The organism is Paenibacillus sp. FSL H3-0321 (genome assembly GCF_038002865.1).
Lineage (GTDB): Bacteria > Bacillota > Bacilli > Paenibacillales > Paenibacillaceae > Paenibacillus_AQ.
In genome coordinates this window covers 4863596-4884710 of sequence record NZ_JBBODH010000001.1, presented here as the reverse complement: position 1 = coordinate 4884710, position 21115 = coordinate 4863596, and the positions used below count along the sequence as shown (strand labels likewise).

The 21115-nt window shown below is 51.3% G+C and carries 17 protein-coding genes and 1 pseudogene; 4 read left to right on the top strand and 14 right to left on the bottom strand.

The features are described 5' to 3' along the window. Positions 1-101: 101 nt before the first annotated feature. The 3 genes from MHI45_RS21885 to MHI45_RS21875 all read right to left on the bottom strand — a co-directional run bounded on the left by MHI45_RS21885 (position 102) and on the right by MHI45_RS21875 (position 2734). Positions 102-1610 carry an MDR family MFS transporter gene (locus tag MHI45_RS21885; RefSeq protein ID WP_438495430.1) on the bottom strand — a complete coding sequence of 503 codons (1509 nt, stop codon included), beginning with the start codon at positions 1608-1610 and terminating at the stop codon, positions 102-104. 25 nt (positions 1611-1635) lie between these two features. Then, positions 1636-2163 (bottom strand): GNAT family N-acetyltransferase, encoded by a 528-nt coding sequence (locus tag MHI45_RS21880; RefSeq protein ID WP_256718204.1) that lies wholly within the window; start codon positions 2161-2163, stop codon positions 1636-1638. A gap of 271 nt (positions 2164-2434) precedes the next feature. After that, a complete protein-coding gene (locus tag MHI45_RS21875) occupies positions 2435-2734 on the bottom strand; it encodes a hypothetical protein (protein WP_076112814.1) in 300 nt (99 codons plus the stop codon). A gap of 236 nt (positions 2735-2970) precedes the next feature. On the opposite strand from MHI45_RS21875, the gene MHI45_RS21870 reads away from it, so the two are divergent. After that, complete coding sequence (locus tag MHI45_RS21870; RefSeq protein ID WP_076112815.1) at positions 2971-3450, top strand: GAF domain-containing protein; 480 nt, start codon at positions 2971-2973, stop codon at positions 3448-3450. Positions 3451-3552: 102 nt separating this feature from the next. On the opposite strand, the gene MHI45_RS21865 is transcribed toward MHI45_RS21870, so the two are convergent. From MHI45_RS21865 to MHI45_RS21855, 3 genes are all read right to left on the bottom strand, one after another. Further along, a complete protein-coding gene (locus tag MHI45_RS21865) occupies positions 3553-5985 on the bottom strand; it encodes a glycogen/starch/alpha-glucan phosphorylase (protein WP_076112816.1) in 2433 nt (810 codons plus the stop codon). Between the two features lie 101 nt (positions 5986-6086). After that, positions 6087-7190, bottom strand: coding sequence for a glucose-1-phosphate adenylyltransferase subunit GlgD (gene glgD / locus MHI45_RS21860; protein WP_038585525.1), 1104 nt, complete (start codon positions 7188-7190; stop codon positions 6087-6089). A 23-nt stretch (positions 7191-7213) separates the two neighbouring features. Continuing rightward, positions 7214-8377, bottom strand: coding sequence for a glucose-1-phosphate adenylyltransferase (locus MHI45_RS21855; RefSeq protein WP_076112817.1), 1164 nt, complete (start codon positions 8375-8377; stop codon positions 7214-7216). A 479-nt stretch (positions 8378-8856) separates the two neighbouring features. On the opposite strand from MHI45_RS21855, the gene MHI45_RS21850 reads away from it, so the two are divergent. The 3 genes from MHI45_RS21850 to MHI45_RS21840 all read left to right on the top strand — a co-directional run bounded on the left by MHI45_RS21850 (position 8857) and on the right by MHI45_RS21840 (position 11939). Then, positions 8857-9543, top strand: a complete 687-nt coding sequence (locus MHI45_RS21850) for a response regulator transcription factor (RefSeq protein WP_076112818.1) — start codon at positions 8857-8859, stop codon at positions 9541-9543. Further along, on the top strand, positions 9540-11165 hold the full coding sequence (locus MHI45_RS21845; RefSeq protein ID WP_076112819.1) for a sensor histidine kinase: 1626 nt from the start codon (positions 9540-9542) through the stop codon (positions 11163-11165). The genes MHI45_RS21850 and MHI45_RS21845 overlap by 4 nt, the downstream gene beginning before the upstream one ends. Positions 11166-11372: 207 nt before the next feature. Then, positions 11373-11939 (top strand): FAD-dependent oxidoreductase, encoded by a 567-nt coding sequence (locus MHI45_RS21840; RefSeq protein ID WP_076112820.1) that lies wholly within the window; start codon positions 11373-11375, stop codon positions 11937-11939. 700 nt (positions 11940-12639) lie between these two features. Here MHI45_RS21840 and galU read toward each other — a convergent pair. The 8 genes and pseudogenes from galU to MHI45_RS21800 all read right to left on the bottom strand — a co-directional run. Next, positions 12640-13527, bottom strand: a pseudogene (gene galU, locus MHI45_RS21835) (UTP--glucose-1-phosphate uridylyltransferase GalU); the annotation flags it as partial. Between the two features lie 18 nt (positions 13528-13545). Next, a complete protein-coding gene (locus MHI45_RS21830; protein ID WP_038585510.1) occupies positions 13546-14529 on the bottom strand; it encodes a glycosyltransferase family 2 protein in 984 nt (327 codons plus the stop codon). An 82-nt stretch (positions 14530-14611) separates the two neighbouring features. Next, entirely contained in the window at positions 14612-16777 is a 2166-nt protein-coding gene (locus MHI45_RS21825; RefSeq protein ID WP_076112822.1) for a glycosyltransferase family 39 protein, read from the bottom strand. Between the two features lie 366 nt (positions 16778-17143). Next, complete coding sequence (locus MHI45_RS21820) at positions 17144-17689, bottom strand: DUF1697 domain-containing protein (RefSeq protein ID WP_076112823.1); 546 nt, start codon at positions 17687-17689, stop codon at positions 17144-17146. A gap of 24 nt (positions 17690-17713) precedes the next feature. Next, positions 17714-18526, bottom strand: a complete 813-nt coding sequence (locus MHI45_RS21815) for a phosphotransferase family protein (RefSeq protein ID WP_076112824.1) — start codon at positions 18524-18526, stop codon at positions 17714-17716. A gap of 94 nt (positions 18527-18620) precedes the next feature. Next, positions 18621-19253: a hypothetical protein gene (locus tag MHI45_RS21810; protein WP_076112825.1), complete on the bottom strand. Its 633-nt coding sequence runs from the start codon at positions 19251-19253 to the stop codon at positions 18621-18623. A gap of 37 nt (positions 19254-19290) precedes the next feature. Beyond that, positions 19291-19923: a DJ-1/PfpI family protein gene (locus tag MHI45_RS21805; RefSeq protein WP_341159863.1), complete on the bottom strand. Its 633-nt coding sequence runs from the start codon at positions 19921-19923 to the stop codon at positions 19291-19293. Positions 19924-20008: 85 nt separating this feature from the next. Further along, the gene (locus tag MHI45_RS21800; protein WP_076112826.1) at positions 20009-21115 is read right to left on the bottom strand and encodes a GerAB/ArcD/ProY family transporter; all 1107 of its coding nucleotides are present in this window, start codon (positions 21113-21115) and stop codon (positions 20009-20011) included.

Sequence of the window (21115 nt, the reverse complement as noted above, 5' to 3'; positions counted from 1 at the left end):
CTCTAGATCAAGTAGAAACGGCTGAGCCGTCCTGTTAAGGATGACTCAGCCGTTTCTTTTTTCTTGCAGCAATAGAAGGGTTCTGACACAAGTGTTATTCACTAAGCCTTCTTAAGCACCGGATTCTCCTCTGCAATGGAAGGAACACCACTCCGCAGACCCGAAGAAATAATCAGGGACAAGACTGCGAATGCCGCCATCACAACAAAAAGTGAATGCAGGCCGCCTTCCAGCGCACCATGCAGACTGCTCCAGGCTTCCCCGGTCAGTGTGCTGCCGCCATGCGGATTAAGCAGTGTATTGATGTCATCCCCTGTAACTGCACTGCCAGGCTGCTCCGCCAGACGTCTGTCAATCGTAAGGTTCAGCCAGGAACCGAAAATTGCTACCCCAACCGTCTGCCCGAGTGAACGGGTAAACGTATTGAGTGCCGTTGAGGCCCCGCGCTGCTCATGCTCCACAGAGGACTGGGCGATAATGGTAAATACGGTAGAGGCATAGCCAAACCCGACTCCGCAGAACAGCATAAGACATAGAAGCAGCAACTGTGAGGAATCCCCGTTCATAAACGCAAGGCCGATGGCCCCTATGGAAATCAGCGCCAGACCAAGCATGCCCGTCCGGCGGGAGCCGGAGCGCAGGATCATCCGTCCTCCGGCAATGGAGCCCAGCATCCAGCCTACCGACATCGGAGCGAGCAGCAGGCCTGAGAGGGCTGCACTTTTTCCGAACACTCCTTGAACCCACAGCGGTACATAGGTGGACAAGCCAATGATCAAGGTACTGACCAGCAGATTGGCCCCGGTGGATACAGCAATATTACGAACAGAGAACAGCGTGAGCGGAAGCATCGGTTCAGGAGCACGGCGCTCCACAAACAGAAATACTACCAGCAGCAGAATTGCCGCCCCCAATATCGCCAGCAGCAGCGGAGACGTCCAGGGCAGATTCTGCCCTCCTGTCGTCAGTCCGAAGAGCAGCGCGCCCATCCCTGCCGCGAACAGCAGCACACCGGCTACATCAATCTTCGTCTTGCGTCTTACCCGTTCTTCCTTCAGATAGCGGGAAATAAATATAATCGATAACAGGCCAAAAGGCAGATTAAACACAAACACCCAGCGCCAGCTTAAGTAATCAACAACATAGCCGCCGAGCAGCGGTCCAACCAGAGAGGATATCCCCCATACCGAACTCAGCAGCCCTTGTGTCTTTGCCCGTTCTTTAATGCTGTAGATGTCACCGATTATCGTAAAGGTCATCGGAATCAGTGCTCCCGCTCCGATTCCTTGGATACCGCGGAATATAATAAGCTGTTCCATGCTCTGCGATATGCCGCACAACAGCGAGCCGAGCAAGAATACCACAGCACCGCCGATGAACACAGGCTTGCGGCCAATCAGATCGCTCAGCTTGCCAAATATCGGGGTCGTGACTGCCATGGCCAGCAGATAGGCGGTAAATATCCAGCTCAGCCACTGCATCCCCTGGAAATCCCCAACAATCGCCGGTCCGGCAGGTCCGGTTACTGTTCCTTCAATTGCTGCCAAAAACGTAGCCAGCAGCACCCCTATCAAGATAAGCTTGCGTTCTGTTTCTCCTGGAGACTTCAATGAATCCAAATCCTCTCTCTATATATTAGCGTCTGGCCTCACTGCACAGCAGCGCATACAGAATAACGTCCTGAAAGCCTGAGGACGTATGACGGTATTCCCGCAACAGCCCCTCCCGCCGGAAGCCCAGTGCTGAAAATAACCTCTGCGCCCGGACATTGTCCGGATGGCATAATACTTCAATCCGGTTCAGCCCCATGGTGCCGAAGCCGAAATCCAGTACAAGCTCCAGCGCTTCCTGCATATATCCCTGCCCCCAATGGGGCGGTGACAGCTCACAGCCGATTTCTCCCCGGTACGCTCCCGGCAGCTGCCAGTAGTTATAGCCGCAGCTGCCGATTACGTCACCCTCCGGTCCTATGATGCTCCAGCGCAGACTCTCTTCTTCCCGCGCCATTTGCCGGAGTAATCCAATCAGATGCTCTGCATCAGCGGCCGAAGACAGAGGGGGCATGTCCAGCCAGGGCGCTACCTCAGGATGACACCAGAGATCATATAATGCAGCGGCATGATCTTCGGTCATAACACGCAGTTCCACTCTTTCTCCGCTCAAAGCCGGTACCATCCCATTGCACACGTACAACGCTCTCGTCCCCTTCCAACCTTATAAGTATACAACATATGTAAGGATGTCCTGAATAGAAACATAAATTTCACATATAGAAACGGTACTGTCCTTAACCGGGACGGTACCGTTTCAGTGAGAAATCGTTTAAAAAACGCCTTTATCGGGGCGGCTTGATCCCACCCTGATGCAGACGTTTGTTTTGTACATAAGGTTCGCTCATGCTGTTGTATAGTGGAAACCGGCATAATCTCCAGGATTAACCTGAGGCCCCTGCTGCCTTGACCGGCTTAAGCACCTCGGTGCAGAGAACCTGGAGCTTTTCCTGAATCGCCTTGAATTCTTCAATCCCCGTCCCGGTAATACTGAACTCCTCGCCATGGGCAGTCAGGAAGTTCTCCTGGCAGAGCCGTTCCAGTTCCTGCTTCACTTCACGTTCCGCCACCCGGTATCCCAAATTCTCGAGTTCCGGCTGCATTTCTGATACTGTAAGGTCCCTCTCATGTGCAAAATAAAGCATATGGATCCCTACGAACAAGTTCTGTACATCGGCGCGCATATTCCACTCCTTCCGGCCAAAAGCCTCCAGTTTTAGTAAATTCAATCACTGCTTATTCTTATAAAAGCATTACCCTAGTGATGGCTTGTGGAAACACGGGGGACTGTTACGGTAAGGGTGTGAGCTCTGCAATCTGCTAAATCCGGTAATGCTTGACGTATTGAACGTTGCTGTACTATGTTGTTAGTTACAGTTATGGATTCATACTGACTCAAGGTACAGGAAGGTGATGCTTCATGTTTCAGGCTATGCCCTACGACGGAACGCGCAGCGAGCGTTTTGAAGCGGTTCTATCCCAGCTGGGAGCGCTGATGGAAGGGGAGCCAAATGCCGTTGCCAATCTGGCGAATGCCTCGGCATTGCTTAAGTTCTCTCTACCGGATACCAATTGGGCCGGTTTCTATTTATTTGACGGCAAGGAGCTTGTGCTTGGCCCCTTTCAGGGGCTGCCTGCCTGTATCCGTATTCCACTGGGCCGCGGAGTATGCGGAACGGCCGCAAGCGAACGCCGGACGCTCGTTGTGGATGATGTTCATGCCTTCCCGGGACATATTGCCTGTGATGCCGCTTCGAACAGCGAAATCGTCGTGCCGCTGATTAAGGAGGACCGGCTGCTGGGTGTGCTGGATATCGACAGCCCGCTCAAGCACCGCTTCGATGATGAGGAACGCCGCTTCCTGGAGCGGTTCGCGGCTATGGTTTCGGACGTAATCTAATTTTCCCGGCTGCATGTAAAAGGCCGCCACATTCGCAGGAGCACCTGCGTTTGTGACGGCCTTTTTGCTGTTGTTCATTCTTATGCTGAGGATAACGCCCGATTACTGCCGGACCGGACTAATATTCCAGATTTCGGAGGCGTAGCGGCTGATCGTGTTGTCACTGGAAAATTTGCCGGAGTGGCCGATGTTGATAATCGACTTTTTCAGCCATTCCTTCTGGTTGCGGTAGGCGAGATCGATTTTGACATGGGTCTCCACATAGCTGGCAAAATCCTTAAGCACAAAAAATTCATCGTTATTGTCGAGCAGTGACTGATAGAGCGAATCGAACTCCTGGGTATGGCAGCAGATTGGCCCCGGTGTGATGAGCTGATCCAGCACTTCCTTGACTCGTCCATCGCCATTATAGATATCACGGGAATGATAGCCCCCATACTGGTAGTAATCCAGCACCTGCTCTGCCCGCAGTCCGAACAGGAACATGTTGTTGTCACCCAGCATTTCGTGCATTTCCACGTTGGCCCCGTCCATCGTGCCGATGGTCAGCGCACCGTTCATCATAAACTTCATGTTGCCGGTGCCGGAAGCCTCCTTGCTTGCTGTAGAGATTTGTTCGCTTACATCGGCTGCGGGAATAATCTTCTCCGCCAAAGAGACCGAATAATTCTCCAGGAAAAAGATGCGGATCTTGCCTTTGATGTCCGGATCCTTGTTGACGACATCAGCCACAGTATTAATCAGTTTAATAATCCGTTTGGCCAAATGATAGCTAGGTGCGGCCTTGGCCCCGAATATAAAGGTACGCGGCACCATGTCCATAGAAGGATTGTCTTTAAGCTGATTATACATATGCATAATATGCAGGATGTTCAGCAACTGGCGTTTGTAGGCATGCAGCCGTTTGACCTGTACATCGAAGATGGAATCCGGGTCTACCTGCACTCCATGCTTCTTGCCGATGTATTCCGCCAGGCGCTGCTTGTTGCGGCGTTTGATGCCGGCCACCTGCTCCTGGAATGAAGCATCCTCACAATATTTAATTAGCCCGATCATCTCCTGCGGATGGTGAATCCAGCGTGTGCCAATGGATTCATTGATCAGTCCGGCCAGCTCGGGATTGGCATGCAGCAGCCAGCGGCGGTGCGTGATGCCGTTCGTCTTGTTATTGAAGCGGTGCGGATACATTTCATTGAACAGCCGCATCTCGCGTTTCTGCAAAATCTCCGTATGCAGCGCAGCTACTCCATTCACGCTATGGCTGGCTACTATCGCCAGATGGGCCATCCGCACCTGATCATCATGAATAATTGCCATCTGGTTGATCCGGTCCTGATCGCCGGGATATTTGCTCATCAGCTCACCGCAGAACCGGGCGTTGATTTCCTCAATAATGAGGAAAATACGAGGCAGCAGCTCCCGGACCATCCCCATCGGCCATTTCTCCAGCGCCTCGCTGAGAATGGTATGGTTGGTATAAGACACCATCCGTGTCGTCATGCTCCAGGCCTGCTTCCAGCCGATGCCGTGTTCATCCATCAGAATCCGCATCAGCTCAGGGATAACCAGCGTTGGATGCGTATCATTGATGTGCAGAGCCACTTTGTCTGGCAGCAATTCAATCGGCAGGCCCGTCTTGCTGTAAGTCCGCAGAATGCTCTGCAGACCTGCGCTGCACAAGAAATACTGCTGCTTCAGACGGAGCAGCTTGCCTTCATACTGTGAATCATCCGGGTACAGGAATTCAGAAATGGATTCCACCGAACGTTTGTATTCCAGAAACTTGTGATAATCCGTTCCAGCCAGAGAGCCGGTTATTCTCGAAGACGGGTTGATCGATTCGGCACTCCAGTTCCGAAGGGTATTCACATGCTTGCGGTCCGCGCCAATAATCGGAATATCATAAGGAACCGCCCGCACCGCTTCATAATCTTTATGCTCGAAGGCCAGCTCACCGTTCTCCTCACGGGTCTCCACATGTCCCCAGAACCGCACTTCCACCTGCTTGTCTTCCCGGCGCAATTCCCACACATTATCGTTCTGCAGCCAATAATCGGGCAACTCCACCTGATATCCGTCAACAATCTTTTGCTCAAACAGGCCGTATTTATAACGGATGCCGCAGCCATGCCCTGCATACTGCAGGGAAGCCAGCGAATCCATGAAGCAGGCAGCCAAACGCCCCAGACCTCCGTTACCAAGGCCTGCATCTGCTTCTTCCTCTTCAATATCCTGAAGACAAAAGCCCAGTTCTGCAAGCCCTTCGCGTACTACCTCCAGCACGCCCATGTTGAGCAGATTATTGCCCAGAAGCCTGCCGATCAGAAATTCCATGGAAAAATAGTAGACCTGCTTTTCCTTATCAACCTTATACTTCTGGTTGGTATCTGCCCAGTTTTTGCCTGCATTCTCTCGGATCATATTGCCGATGATGTTATACACATCAGCATTCGAAGCTTCTTCAAGCGGCTTACCCAATTTCCTGATGAGTGCCTCGCGGAACGCTTGTTTAAAGGTTTCTTTATCGTTGAACAACAGCGGGTTCCTCCTGACAGATCCTTATTTTGTGAATGGCATATTTATGAAAACTCAGGATCAGCTGAACGGGGGGCTGCCCGGTTCAACTGATCCTGAGGTTAAATTTTGCTGCTCTTGGCTATAACAAATGGACGTTTGTTATCTCCGACCAGAATCCGGTCTCTGCTTAAGTGCACATCTTTATCCATAATGACATTTTCAATCACGGCATTTTCTTCAATTACACATTTCTGCATGATGACAGAATTGATGATTCGGGCGCCTTCTTTGATCTGCACGCCCCGGAAGATCACGCTGTTCTCCACGGTTCCGGCAATGATACAGCCGTTGGCCACCAGGGAGTTGCTGACCTCTGCACTATCCAGATAACGGGTTGGCGCTTCATATTTAATCTTGGTCTGCACCGGATTCTCCTTGAACAGGCTGAAATAATTGTCCTGGCGGAGCAGCTCCAGACTATTTTTGTAATAGCTTTCCAGCGAATTGATCACTGCATGATAACCTTTGTACTCGTAAGCGGCAATTTTGAATTTGTGCCGGTTCTTCTGGATCACATCGCGGAAGAAGAAACTCTCGCCATGGGCGATGCAATGTTCTACCTGCTCCAGGAACATTTTTTTCTCCATGATGAAGATATCCAAATACACATTGTGATGGTCCTTCTCATGATGAATATTCGTAACCGCATTCTCTTCGTCTACCTCAACACGCAAGCAGGGATCATGCTCAGGCTGGAGCTGGTCTATCGTTTTGTAGACAAGCGTTACATCCGCACCCTTCTCCAGATGGTATTGGAACACCTCCTGGAAATCCACAGTGTTGATATGCTGACTGCCGGAGAACACAATATATTTGGCCGAGGCCCGTTTGAAGAAATCCAGATTGTTATGATAATGCTGCAAATCCCCAAGCGAGGTGTCTGTCGGATCATTCCAGTCAGGCGGCAGAATAAACAGTCCTCCGTGCTTGCGGTTCATATCCCAGGACTTGCCGTCACCGAGATGGTCCATCAGCGAACGGTATTTACGGCGGACAAACAGTCCAACGCTTTCCAGCTCTGCCCGCATCATATTGGAAAGAACGAAATCGATCAGCCGGTAGCGGCTGGCAAAAGGCACGGCAGCACCGCAGCGGAAATAGGTCAACTCATTTAATTTATCCAGTTCATGATCAAGATTGATTACACCCATAAGCTTTTTCATCCCGGTTCACCGTCCTCTAATGGTTATATGGTTTTGGCTGCAACTGATTTACGTTTCTTGCTCCGATTATCGATCAGCAGGATTTCGTCCTCATTCTCCCGATCGACTCCGATCTCCATATAATCCTCGATTACCGTATTTTCGCTGATGATAGCCTTATGGATCCGTACATTCTTGCCGATCTTGACCTTGGGCATAATGACGGAGTCGGTAATGACGCTGCCTTCTCCCACTTCCACACCGTAAAAGAGCACCGAATGCTTCACCTCTCCATACACGATGCAGCCCTCATTAATAATGCAGCTCGATACCTTCGCTCCTGGAGCTACATATTGTGCCGGCTGATTCGGATTGCGGGTGAAAATGCGCCAATTGGGATCATTCAGATTCAGCGGCGGATGATCGCTTAACAAATCCATATTGGCCTCCCACAGGCTGGCCACTGTACCTACATCTCTCCAGTAGCCTTCAAATGGATAGGCAAAAAGGGATTTGTCGTCCTCCAGCATCAGAGGAATGATATCTTTGCCGAAATCATGGGAGGAGTCTGCATTCTCCCCGTCTTCCAGCAGATGCTTGCGGAGAACCTCCCATTTGAATATATAAACGCCCATCGACGCCAGCGTGCTCTTCGGCTTCACCGGCTTCTCGTCAAACTCATAAATTTTCAGATCTTCATCTGTGTTGAGAATGCCAAAGCGGCTGGCCTCCTCAAGCGGAACATCAATGACCGAGATGGTGCAGTCGGCGTTTCTAGCTTTGTGGTATTGCAGCATAGCATTGTAATCCATTTTGTAAATATGGTCGCCGGAAAGTATAAGCACATGCTCCGGATCAAATTGATCAACAAATTTCAGATTGCGGTAAATTGCATCAGCCGTTCCCCGGTACCAGCTGCTTCCATTCTCCCGTTCATGCGGCGGCAATACAAATACACCGCCATCCTTACGGTTCAAATCCCAGTCACTTCCTACCCCAATGTATGAATGCAGTACAAGCGGCTCATATTGAGTGAGCACACCAACTGTATCAATACCTGAATTGGAGCAATTGCTTAAGGGGAAGTCGATGATTCTGTAAGTTCCTCCAAAATAAACAGCGGGCTTGGCAAGCGTTTTGGTCAATCCCTTCAACCTTTTCCCTTGGCCTCCCGCCAATAGCATGGCTACCATTTCTTTTTTCTTCATGGAAGAGCCTCCTTGACATATGGGTAGTAAAGCATGTAATAAATAAGGTTGAATGAAGTTTGATGGTGCGAAATAGACCCAAGATAGAATTCAAAAAGAAGTGAACCAGCAAGAAGTAAAATGAAAGAAATGTGCTTGATAGGAAATTTGGATAAGGTTAACAAACGGGGGGACACCTGATATCGGGACAAGTTGCCGGATTCATGAGAAAAGCTCTCCAAAAACCGGGTTTGTATCCTTATTGTAAAGTGTTCTAGGGTCGCCGTCAAAACCCTTTATTGAATTCCAAAAACCTTAAATTGTAATTACATTCCTTATTAATAGAACTTATATTTCTTATAACTAGATTAACCAGAATGATTAACCATGAACTAAAAATTCTAATCTGATATTGAACTTAAGCAGACGCTTCTTTCAGCAAACATTCAACGTAATGTGTCATAATGAACTATCTTTTACTGTAAACGGAGGTACTACTCATGAAAGCTGCCCAAGGCGTGCGACTACTGCTCGTAGATGACGAGCCTCATATCCTGCAGTTTCTGGAACTGGGTCTGATGAACGAAGGGTTTGAAGTAATGACTGCACCTGACGGTGTCAGCGCGATCGCAATTGCTGCCGATTTCAAACCGCATGTGGCCATTCTGGATGTGATGATGCCGGGGATGGACGGCTTTGAGGTCTGCCGTTACCTGCGTTCAGAAGAAGCGGAGATTGCGGTCATCATGCTGACTGCAAAAGACGAAGTGGACGACCGGGTCAAGGGCCTGTCCATCGGGGCTGACGACTATATGGTCAAGCCGTTCAGCTTCGACGAGCTGCTGGCCCGGATCCAGGCCCGGCTGCGCAATCAGTTCCCGGGATTGCTTGGGGAAGTGCGCTGCGGCCCCTTCCGGATTGACGGCCGCCGCAAGGAAATCCGCCACAAGGAAGAGGTTCTGGAGCTGTCCCCTACGGAATATGAGCTGCTGCAATACCTGGTCATCAATCATGGCCTGGTACTGAGCAAGCCGATGATTCTGGACAAGGTATGGGGATATGATTTTGGCGGAGAGGAAAATATCGTGGAGGTCTATATCCGTTCTCTCCGCGAGAAGCTTGGCGATAAAGAGCATAAGATTATCCGCACGCTGCGCGGCGCAGGATACCGCGTGGACCTGGTATGATTGCCCGCCTCTCGGGCTTATTCAGCAGGCTCCCGTCTCCGCGTTCCCTGCGCAAGCAGCTGCTGGCCATCTCGCTCATCATTTTGTCCGTGCTGCTGCTGCTGATCGGTGTGCTGCAGTATGTGCTGATGCGGAACTTCATCTACACCAACCGGGCGGAATCCATGGAAACGCAGCTGAGGTCCGTGCCGCGTGAGTTCTATTTTACGTTTCTCAATTCCGGGAACAGTACTCCGGCTGACTTGAGTATTTCAGGCGCTTCAGACCCTTCTTGGACAACAGACACACCAGGGATGGTTAAACCGGAACTTCCTGGTGCCAGTCCCGCCACGAGCGGCGGTGACGCAGCACCCGGAGAGAACAGCCCGGACGGGCAGCGGATGGGCGGTGACAGGCGTCCTCTCCTGCTGGATGCCCATACAACTATCGCCATCTACAGCCCGGACGGCACCTTTAAGGATTTCCAGGAGGATACGCTTTCCGATTCTGCCGCTCCAAGAATGACGAACAAAGAGTATGATGAGCTGCTCAAACATACTACGGACAAACAAACGGGAGAATACCGGCTGATAACCGCTGAGGATGGCAGTGAGCACCTGGCCGTGTTCATGAATCTGCGCAAACCGGGTGCACCCAAAATGCTGCTGCAAATGAGCGTGGCCACCGGCCCGCTGAGAGATGTAATCATGCAGCAGCTGATGATCTTCGCCGGCTTGGCGGTAATTGCTTTACTAGCCGGGCTGTTCCTGTATTTGCCTGCACTGCGCAAAACACTGGTTCCCTTATCCAATATGGGCGAAGCTGCGCAAATCATCGACGCCGGCAATTTGGACGTGCGCTTCCCCGTCAACCAGGGACAGACAGAAATCGACAAGCTGTCCCAGTCCTTCAACGGGATGCTGGAGCGTCTGGAAATTTCGTTCCATAATGAACGTGAAGCCAAGGAACAAATGCGCCGTTTCGCCGCCGATGCTTCCCATGAGCTGCGGACTCCCCTCACTTCGATTCATGGCTTCCTCGAGGTGCTGCTGCGGGGGGCGGCGGATAATAAAGACCAGCTTTACGGCGCACTGAACAGCATGCACGGTGAATCCAAACGGATTAATAAGCTGGTCGAAGACCTGCTCCTGCTGGCCCGTATGGACGGCGCGCCTCAGCTAAGGGTCAAGAACCTGCTGCTGGGTGAAGTCATCGATGAGATGCAGCCACAGCTCCTGGTACTGGCCGCGAACCGCAAGGTCAACTTCGATATTTCTTACGGCATCCGTGGCATGTATGACCCCGACAAAATCAAACAGGTCATTCTCAACTTGTTCCACAATGCCGTTCAGCATACGGATGCCGACAAGGGGACGATCCATATCTCCCTGCACGCCCGGGACACCGAAGCAACGCTGACTGTCAGGGACAACGGCTCCGGCATCTCTGCTGACCATCTCCCCCATGTGTTCGACCGGTTCTACCGCAGCGATTCCTCGCGCACGCGCAAATACGGCGGTTCGGGCCTTGGATTGTCCATTACAAAGTCTATTGTGGAGGCACATAACGGGAACATCAGCGTGGAGAGTACTCTCGGTGGAGGCACTGTCTTTAAAGTCTCTCTTCCTTGCTTGCTGGATTAGCTTATGTAGTGTAATTAACGTTATAATAGTGTGTGAAAAGGATGTTATGCTCACAAAACTTAAGTTTATGCTTTCGAAGTGAGTTTTGTACGAAGTCGATTCAAGGATGTTATGCTCACAAAACTTAAGCTTATGCTTTCGAAGTAAGTTTTGTACGAAGTCGATTCAAGGATGTTATGCTCACAAAACTTTTAGGAGGTCGAATTCATGTACGAAATCGCCGTGATCGGAGCCGGACCAGCCGGTGCCAGTGCAGCCCTGTTCGCCGCCAAAGCGGGCAAAAAAACGCTGCTGATTGACAATGACAAAGGAATGACCCGCAGAGGGTGGTATGAGAATTTTTATGGAATCTCCGAAATCGGCGGTCCCGACCTCGTGGAAACCGGACACAAGCAAGCCGTCAAATTCGGGGCGGAATTAGTGGCTGATCAAGCTGTGGGTCTTACCGCCGGCAGTGAGGGTTTTATCATTGAAAGCGAGAGCGGTGCCACTTATGAGGCGAAACATGTGATTCTGGCTACAGGCGTCCTGACCGATTTGGCTGCTAAAGCCGGTGTGGAAACCAAGGATGGCACGGAGCCAAGAATCAAGACCGTGGTAGCCGTCAACGCCGAAGGCAAAACAAATGTCGAAGGCATCTGGGCCGCCGGAACCGTTGCCGGAGTAAGCGTGCACGCTATTATTACCGCAGGTGACGGCGCGAAGGTCGCCATTAATGTCATCAGTGAATTGAACGGTGCAAGATATGTCGATCACGATCTGCTGAAGGCATAATTATATTCATACGAGAGGGACTCCGGGCGGATACTTCGCTTCATGAGTCCCTCTCTTAGCTGGATTGAGGCCAGCCGCGATTGCGGTTGGCCTTTTTCAAAATATAAGAATTTATATGTTTCACACGATAACTTATCCTTCTATTTCTCGCTGAAACGGTACCGTCCTTAAAAAAGGACGGCAAAGCCGTTTCCACTTGTCCGATAATTGCAGTTTGTACAGCTATTTCCCCACGTTTAGCGGCCTACGAAGAGGTAGTTGCACTCCGTACATTTATTTTCACGAAATTCCACTGAACCCCAACTGTTCACAATTTTTAATTGTACCCAATACACCTATACTCTAAAATCGGCCCTTAACGCACCAAATAGCTGTAGCAAATACAACTACGTTCACTCAAGCGTTCAAATAATAATCTTTATGCTGATCACCTGCCCGTTCTCTGTACTGCGACGTGATAGCGGGGGGAACGATCCACTTTTCTTTAGCAGCAAAGGGCACACGTGACAACACTAAATTTGTAATATGTACAGTTTCGATTGGCGGGCCTGCACAAAAGGCTGCTCCAAATTATGATGGCTGTAAGCCAAACATTATCCGGAACAGCCTTTTAAGTTTACACTGGGTCTGCGTGAACGTCTGCCCCAGCATCATCAAAGGATGCGGCTGCTTCTGCCTGCAGCCGTACTTCCCAATACAGCCTGAGCTTCTCACTGCCCTCCAGGCTGCCGAGCAGCTTGCGTAAATACGGCAGGAGTTGCGGCCGCAACTCTTCCCGCTGCAGCCCTATTTCCAGGGTGGCCTGAATGTACCCGAACTTGTCCCCAATATCATAACGTTTGCCCTGCAGATCCAGGGCCAGCAGCCCTTCATTCCGGCACACTTCATGCAAAGCATCCGTCAGTTGATATTCACCGCCAGCTCCGCGCTCAAGTCTGGCCAGCACCGAAAAGATCGAAGGCTGCAAAATGTACCGGCCCATAATCGCATATTCCGAAGGCGCGGCCTGCGGCACAGGCTTCTCCACCAGTCCGCTTACGGCATGCACACCGTCTATGGAACCTCCTGAAGCAATGATCCCGTATTTACTGACTTCCTGCCTTGGCACCCTTTGAACACCGACAATCATCTTCTCCGCCTGCTCATACAGCCTCATCATCTGCGAGAGTGCCGGGGGCTCGGACACCATGATGTCATCACCGAGCAGCACCGCGAACGGCTCATCTCCGATAAATTGCTCTGCACAATGAATGGCATGACCCAGCCCCAGCGGTTCTTTTTGCCGGATGTAATGAATGCCTGCCAGCTCGCTGATTCCCTGCACCTCGCGGAGCAGGTCCAGTTTTCCTTTCTCCAGCAAGGTCTGCTCCAGCTCCACCGATTTGTCAAAATGATCCTCAATCGATTTTTTGTTGCGGCCGGTTACGATAATAATACTCTCAATACCGGAGCGGACCGCTTCCTCTACGATGTATTGAATCGCCGGCTTATCCACAATGGGCAGCATTTCCTTCGGCTGGGCCTTGGTAGCCGGCAGGAAGCGCGTGCCCAGACCGGCGGCGGGAATCACAGCTTTTCTGATTTTCACGTTGGATCGCTCCCTTCGTTATTTGTTAAGAGGAGCCATTCTGCGCTCCCGCACATCCTGCTGCTTTTTGCCGCCATAGAACTCCTGGACGATATAGAGTGGACGGCCCTTGGACTCATCATAAATCCGGCCGACATATTCACCGAGAATGCCCAGCATAATAAGCACGAATCCGTTGAAGGTCAAGGTAATGCCGATCATCGACGCCCAGCCCTTAACGGCCTCGTCCGTAAAGAGCACCAGGTACAGCACATACATAAGGTAGAGAAACCCGGATGCGGACAGCAACGCTCCCAAGTAGCCCGCCAGCTTCAGCGGTTTGTAGGAAAAGGATGTGATGCCGTCCAGAGACAGCTTGAGCATCCGCTTGAGGGGATATTTGGTTTCTCCCGCGAGCCGTTCATCGCGTTCATATTCGATCGCCTTTTGACGAAAGCCCACCCAACTGACGAGGCCGCGTACAAAACGGTTTTTTTCCGGCAGACGTTTCAGCTCATCGCAGACCTTGCGGTCAATGAGCCGGAAATCTCCGGTATCCACCGGAATCGAGATGTCCGTTGAGTAGCGCAGCACTCTGTAAAAGGCGCTTGCCGTCCACTTTTTGAACAAGGACTCCCCGCGGCGTTTGATGCGCTTGGCGTATACAACCTCATAACCTTGCTTCCACTCTGTAATCATGTCCAGAATCAGCTCCGGCGGGTCCTGCAAATCGGCGTCGATAATGACCACCGCATCGCCCAGTGCATAATCCATCCCCGCAGTTATCGCGATCTGATGCCCGAAATTCCGCGAAAGGTCGATCAGCTTCACACTTTCATCCCAGTAGCTGTATTCTTCAATCATTTGCGCACAGTTGTCAGTACTGCCGTCATTGACGAAGAGCAGTTCATACGGCTCACCTGTCGTTCCCATCACTTTTTTGATCCGGCGGTATGTCTCCTGAATCACTGCCTCTTCATTAAACATCGGAATAATTATGGAATAGCGCACGTTGTAGCCCATGAGCAGCTCCTCCTCAAATTGTAGTGATGAAGCACGCAGGACAAATAATGCGGCGCGCTTCATATATATCCGGCAAACAGAATTAGTTCAGGGTAATCTCGTACAAGGTTCCGCCATTGCTGCCTGTAACTGTACCTTGCCAATCGGCTGACGGCACCTCTGTACCGTTCTCGGTAATCCAGCTCGTGATTTCGGAATTGCCGCCGCGTCCGCCGCCCATACCGCCGCTGGTAACGAGGAAGTATTTCACTTTCCCGCTCTCGACTAGCGCCTTCAGGGTATCGGTTGTATAAGGCACATCGGAACTATTGAACCCGTTCAGGATCACAACCGATTCACCTTCGTCGATAATGTAAGGGCCTGCCGTTCCGTAATCCATAGCGGCGAACAGATACTTCTCACCGGTATTATGCTCCTTCAGGTAGGCCAGCAGAGTCTCGTTCACACCGGAGGTACTGTTTCTGCCGCCTCCGCCTCCAGCTCCAGCTCCATCTGGGCCCATGCCTCCGCCTCCGCGGCTTTCACTGCTGTCAGGTCCTGCTGCCGGGGTCATGCTGTTCAAGCCATAGGTGATCGGTGTAAAAGCCCAATAGAGCGGGCCGATCAACAGTACGAGCAGACCGGCGATGGCTGCAGCTTGTGCAAATGGCTTTTTGTTATCTTTAACTATTCGAAGAATTAAGAGCAGAAGGGCGGCAATCATTCCTGCTGCCAGAACCCCTATCGCCCAACCCTTGCCGATGGTATCGTCATAAGGATGAATAATGTACCATTCAAAAACCGCTGTTGTGAGAACTGCCGGCGGCAGCAGCCAGGAAAGCCAGGTTGAACGTTCCTTGTAATAGCTCCAGAGCTGGGACCAGCCTGCTCCAGCCAGCGCCGCAATCGGCGGTGCCATCATAATCAGGTAATATTGATGGAAGAATCCGGCGATGCTGAAGAATCCCATGACCGGCACCAGCCAAGCCAGCCAGAACAGTGCCTCCTTATGCTTCTGCGTGAAGTTTGTTCTGCGCAGGCTGGCAAAGATACCGATACACCCGAACAATACGAATGGCAGCAGCCAGCTGGCTTGACCGGACAGAGCGGATTGGAACAGCCGCAGGGGACCGGCTGTCCCCGTATTGAACATTCCGCCACCCCCGCCGTTCATGCCGCCGCGATTACCTTGGAACACGTCGCCGCCGAACTGCCGTCCTCCATCATCCGTTTGACTTCCCGGTGCCTGCCCCGGCATTCCGCCATCCTCCGAGGATTGGCCTCCGGTGGCAGAGCCGTCGGTTTGGCCCGGAGGTGTTCCCCGGCCGTCACTTCGTTCGCCATCAGCTCCATTCATCCCCGGCATCTCGCCATTTAACGCCGGCATCCCACCGTTCATTGCCGGCATCTCACCGCCACTGCCGAACATTCCGCCGCCATTGGGCGGCATTCCACCGCTGCCCCCGCCGCCAGTACTGCGGTCGCCGGTTAAACGGGAGACCCCGTTATATCCAAAGGCCAGATTTAAAACAGAGTTGGTGCCGCTGCTGCCCATATAGGGACGTTTACTCGCTGGAATGGAATCGACAATGACGGCCCAGGAGAGCGAAACCGCTAGCAGTACTGCGGTGCAGGCTGCCAACACCCCGGTTTTTTTCTTCCAGTTCACTTTGCCGGCCAGAATATAAAAGAGATAAAATGCCGGTAAAACCATATATGCCTGCAGCATCTTCTCATTGAAGGCAACTCCGATTAGCCCAAATGCAGCGAGAAGACTGCCGATTCTATTCGTCTTTGTTCCTTTGAACAGAAACCATGCTGCCAGCAGCAGCGTGAACACCAGCATGGCATCAATATTGTTCGTCCGGCTGACAGCAGCGGCTACCGGTGTAGAAGCCATGGCCAGTGCCGCTAACCGCGCTGCGGTTCTGCCGAAGGTTGGCTTGACCATCAGGTATACGAGAAGCACTGATCCTACACCGCCAAGTGCCTGAGGCAGGATGACGCTCCAGCCATGCAGCCCGAAGATCAGGGCGCTGACCGTCTGAATCCAGAATGTAACCGGCGGCTTATCCACCGTTACTGAACCTGCAGAGTCAAGCGATGCGAAGAAGAAATTGTGAAAGCTCTGCATCATGCTGCCCACCGCAGTGGTATAGTACGTATTTACATATTGATCATTCCAGATTCCATAGCCGTACAGAAACGCTGCAAGCAGCAAGATGCACAGCAGCACAACATCTGAACCCGGCTTCTTAAGCAGTCTCATCTTTCTCCACTCCCATTCCTCTATAACTCAATCATTCCGGCAGTGCTCTGCCCCCCGGTCCAATCTTTGATTAGCTGTATTATTGCATCCGTACCTTAACTCATAATGAAATGTGGCTGAATGTTTGCTGAAAGCTAGGAGAGCGGCATAGCCTTCCTAATAGCGCAGGCTGCCGGGTGCTGGCGGTACTTGGTATCGCGCTTTAGGAATTCTTTTCTGCGGGAAAACCAAGGAAGATTCAGAGGGGAAACCTATCAAGACATCAAAAAAAAGCCCCGGAATCCAGGGCTTCATATAAATACTGCTATGTACATAAATGCAGCGGATTGCATAAACCGCAAAAACCATAATTACGTGATTTGTATTCTAAACCGAACGTCCTAATGCAGCCAGCTTGTTTACCGTATTCCAATTGCGGGCGGTAATAGGCGTCCCGAGAAGCTTGTCCAGCTGAACCTTAAACAGCGGCGATTGGCTTACACTCAACTCATACAGCGTGTACATCTCCTTGCCTGTTACCCGCACCTTATCCGCTCCATCCTCGTAGGGACGCAGCTTCTCCAGTGCCTCTGCCGTAGGTTCATCAGCCAGAAAGGAGACATACAGCCGCTTGAACTCGTCAGCTTCCGTAAGCTGAAAAGGGTTGCCCGCAATCGCTGCTTCCAGCTCTTCCAGACTGCGGATAATTACGGATACGTCAAAACCAAAGGTCTCCCGGATCTGCTCTCCGATCACTGCAGCAAGCTCGTGACCTGAACCCTGCGTGCTTTCAAATACAACATTGCCGCTCTGGATATAGGTGCGGACATGCTCAAAGTGCAGTGACTGGAACATGCTTTTCAAATCCTGCATTTTAATGATTTTGTTGCCGCCGACATTAATGCCGCGCAGCAGCGCAATATATGTAGTCATAACACACCTCTTCCCATAGGTAATTCAAATGGCCGAACTCTTGCTCAGACGTTTACGGATTTCCCGGACAAGCTGCTCCTTCTCCTGCACAGGAACACCCTCAACAAGGCGCGCCGCCGCTACGGGTAGAATCCAACTGTCTATTGCGGCATAGGATTGCCCCGACAATGCGAGGTATTCCCGGATATATCCTTTGGTAAGCCTTTGTCTCATAAAACCTATAACGAATTTCGCCAACTGAGAGGCTCCCGGAGGCATGGCGCCCATACTGAAGAGAAGCACCGAACGCGCCGCATCACCGGCAGGATTCCCCATGATACCGGTCATCCAGTCGATGATCCAGGCTTGTTCATTTATAAGCACATTGTCGGGGTGAAAGTCTCCATGGCACAGCTTATTCCCCTCCGGGAGTCCTTCCAGGTGGTCCAGCACCGCCGACTTCTCCTCCATGGTGAGCATGGGTGCTGCAATAATGCTTTTTCTCAGCTCCGCCTTTTGCCGGCCAAAGTCTTCTGTTCCCTCCAACTGATGCAGGTTATTATGCAGTCTAGCCATCTGTTTGGCATATTTGCCAAGCTGCCAGGGCTGTCCGCTGATCATCCCCAGCAGGGAACGGCCCTGAATTTGCTGAAATACGATTCCTTTACGTCCGTCAATCCCGACAAGCTCCAGCGGCTCAGGAGTGCAGAGACCCTGTTCAAATACATATTTACTGACCAGATATTCCCGTTCCACATACGGCTCCGGGATGTCCCCGTTGTAGAGTTTAATGATTCTTCCTTCGCCATGCTCCCACACCTCTGCCGTTCGCCCTTTTCCAACCTGCTTCCCCTGCATCTTATGTTACGCCTCCCGTTTATTCCAAATGGATACGTTCAAATCCAATATCATTCGATCCACTCCTTGAGATAGATTAGATGGCTATTCAATGCTACAATGCATCGCGGAAAAATTCATGATAGAAATTAATAATCACCAGAAGCACCGCCAGCGACTCATTGACGCTGCCTACCTCCAGCGCATGATTGGCATCGTCGATCCTGTATACCCTGATATTCTGCAGTCCGGTGATCTCGGCGGAATGCTGTTCATTGAACAGCGGATCGCTGCCGCCGTAGATCATGCTGCCCCGGCTCTGCTTTATCCAGGGGATGGAGTCTACAAGCGGTGTCAAATAAAGATGGGAGGTTTTCTGCTGAACACCCATTTCAGCCGCCACTCTTCCGGCTATGACCGTACCCATGCTTTTACTGATGAACAACAGCTGTTCATATTCGGGAAGTGCAGGAAGCGCGGCAATCGCCGCCTTGCATTCCTCTATAACGATATCCATGTCTTCGCGCTTAAAGTCCGCCCGTGCACTCTGATAGCCGTACTCCAGCAGCAGCAGATCACAGCCATGTTCCCGGGCCACCTTGGCCGCATAATCGAGCAGCGAACGCTCCACGGAATAATCCTTCCCCGGAAAGACGACAGCCAGTGCCTTCGCTTCGCCTTGGGCCACATATTTATGTCTGACTTCCCTGCCCCAATGCGAGGACATAACGATACGTGATACACTCATAATGCCTTCTCCTTCCCGTTATCCGTCATCAGCCGTTCTAAACGGATTTGAAATATTTAAAGAAATCAATCGTTTCCTGAAGATCAGCCTCGTCCTGATAAATGTCCATCATCCTGCCGAGTTCAAGCGCAAAATCAACATACCCGTTGGGCTTAGCCGTAAGAATATTTCCGTCCCTGATTACATTGACCTCGTCTGATGCTCCCGCGTCCGGCAATCCTTTGGAACTCTCCGCAGCTTCCCTGCCCTCCTGGTTGTCCACATAGGATCTGCCCTCCAGAACCCCGGCAGCTTTCAGCACCGTAACCCCGCCGCAAATACCTGCGACCGTTTTACCTGAAGCGTTCATGCTGCGGATCAAGGCAAGCAGCCCCTCATTCGCAGCAAGCTCTTCCACTTCACCCCCAGGGATAACCAGCAGATCTATAGCGTTCACATCAATATTCCCGAGTACCGCTGACGGGTTAATCGAGAAGCCCTCACAGGAAATAACGGGCATACTGTTCAGCCCCAAGGTATGGACCTCGCTCTGTGTCTTCATAAAATAAGCAGCCAAAACTACCTCAAACTGAACAAAGCTGTTATATACAAGTACATATGTATTCATCGTTAAGCCAACAGCCCCTTCCACCTTTACAGTCGCAAACATCCTATTCTCTATGAATATCATTATAGCTATCTTCCCTGCAGCTGGGAAATCACAAAAAAAAGCCCGGCCCGGGAGGCGGTGGAGTTTAAGCTTCTCAGATCCGGCACTACGGCTGCGGGGCTGTCTGCTTGCGGCTCGCTTTTCTGGACATAAACTCGGCAACAATCCATAAGAGCAGCGGAATGGCCACCTGAAACGGCAGGGCATAAATTTTGTAGATATGATAGGCAAAGTATTGCATTTGAAGAATATCCTTGTAGATAAAGACAGACATGTAGACCATGATCAGGCCCATCTGCATCACAACGGAACGGTAGCTCTTCAGATTGAACACTTTAGCTACTCCATTACTGGTTACATACAGACATAAACTCGTTTTAATGAACAGCGCGGTTACAAAAGTAATGGAGGACGAGCCTTCAATTCTGGTGAGAAAATCCCCCACATTAATTCTGCTCACCGCGACATAGGAGGGAAAATACAGACTGGATAAAATCTCGGGACCCAGCACCAGCAAATTCCGCAAGGTAACGAAGATCATTATGATTCCTGCAATTAGCAGGCTGCTGAGCAGCACCCGAAACGCTGAACCTTTCTTCGGGAGCACACTAAACGCGCCGAGAAAAACAACAATTTCGCCAAACGGAAAGGTAAAGGAGCCTATTGCATCCGTAAAGACAGGTCCCCAGCCGCTTTCCAGCAGCGGTTTCAAATAATGGAACTCATACTTGGGAATGGAAAGCAGCTGTGCTAAGGCAGTCGCCATTATTGTAAACAGCAGCAGAAATTTGGCGCTTCTCCCAAGCACCTCAAGTCCCGCGTTCACTACCCAAATGCAGAGGAGGCCGATGATCAGCATCGGTGCAAACATCGGTGTCGCGGTTAAGGCTACCGTCTTGCTGAATTCCCCGAAATTCCGCAGCACAAGCGAGCCCAGATGCAATGTATACCAGATATACAGGCAGGAGAACAGCCTCCCGAGAATAGGGCCGAACACCGCATGCAGCATATCATACAGATCCTTGCCCGGAAACAGCGCATGGAGCCTCGCATAGAGGAGCATGAGCGGAACCGCCAGCACAATGGCAAAAATCAGCCCGATCCAGCTGCTGTTGCCGGATTGCCCCGAGACTCCCATGAACAGTGAACTGCCGATAATAAACAGGATCGCTATGCTGATCGACTGTCCCGCCGGTACGATTTCTTTGCTCAT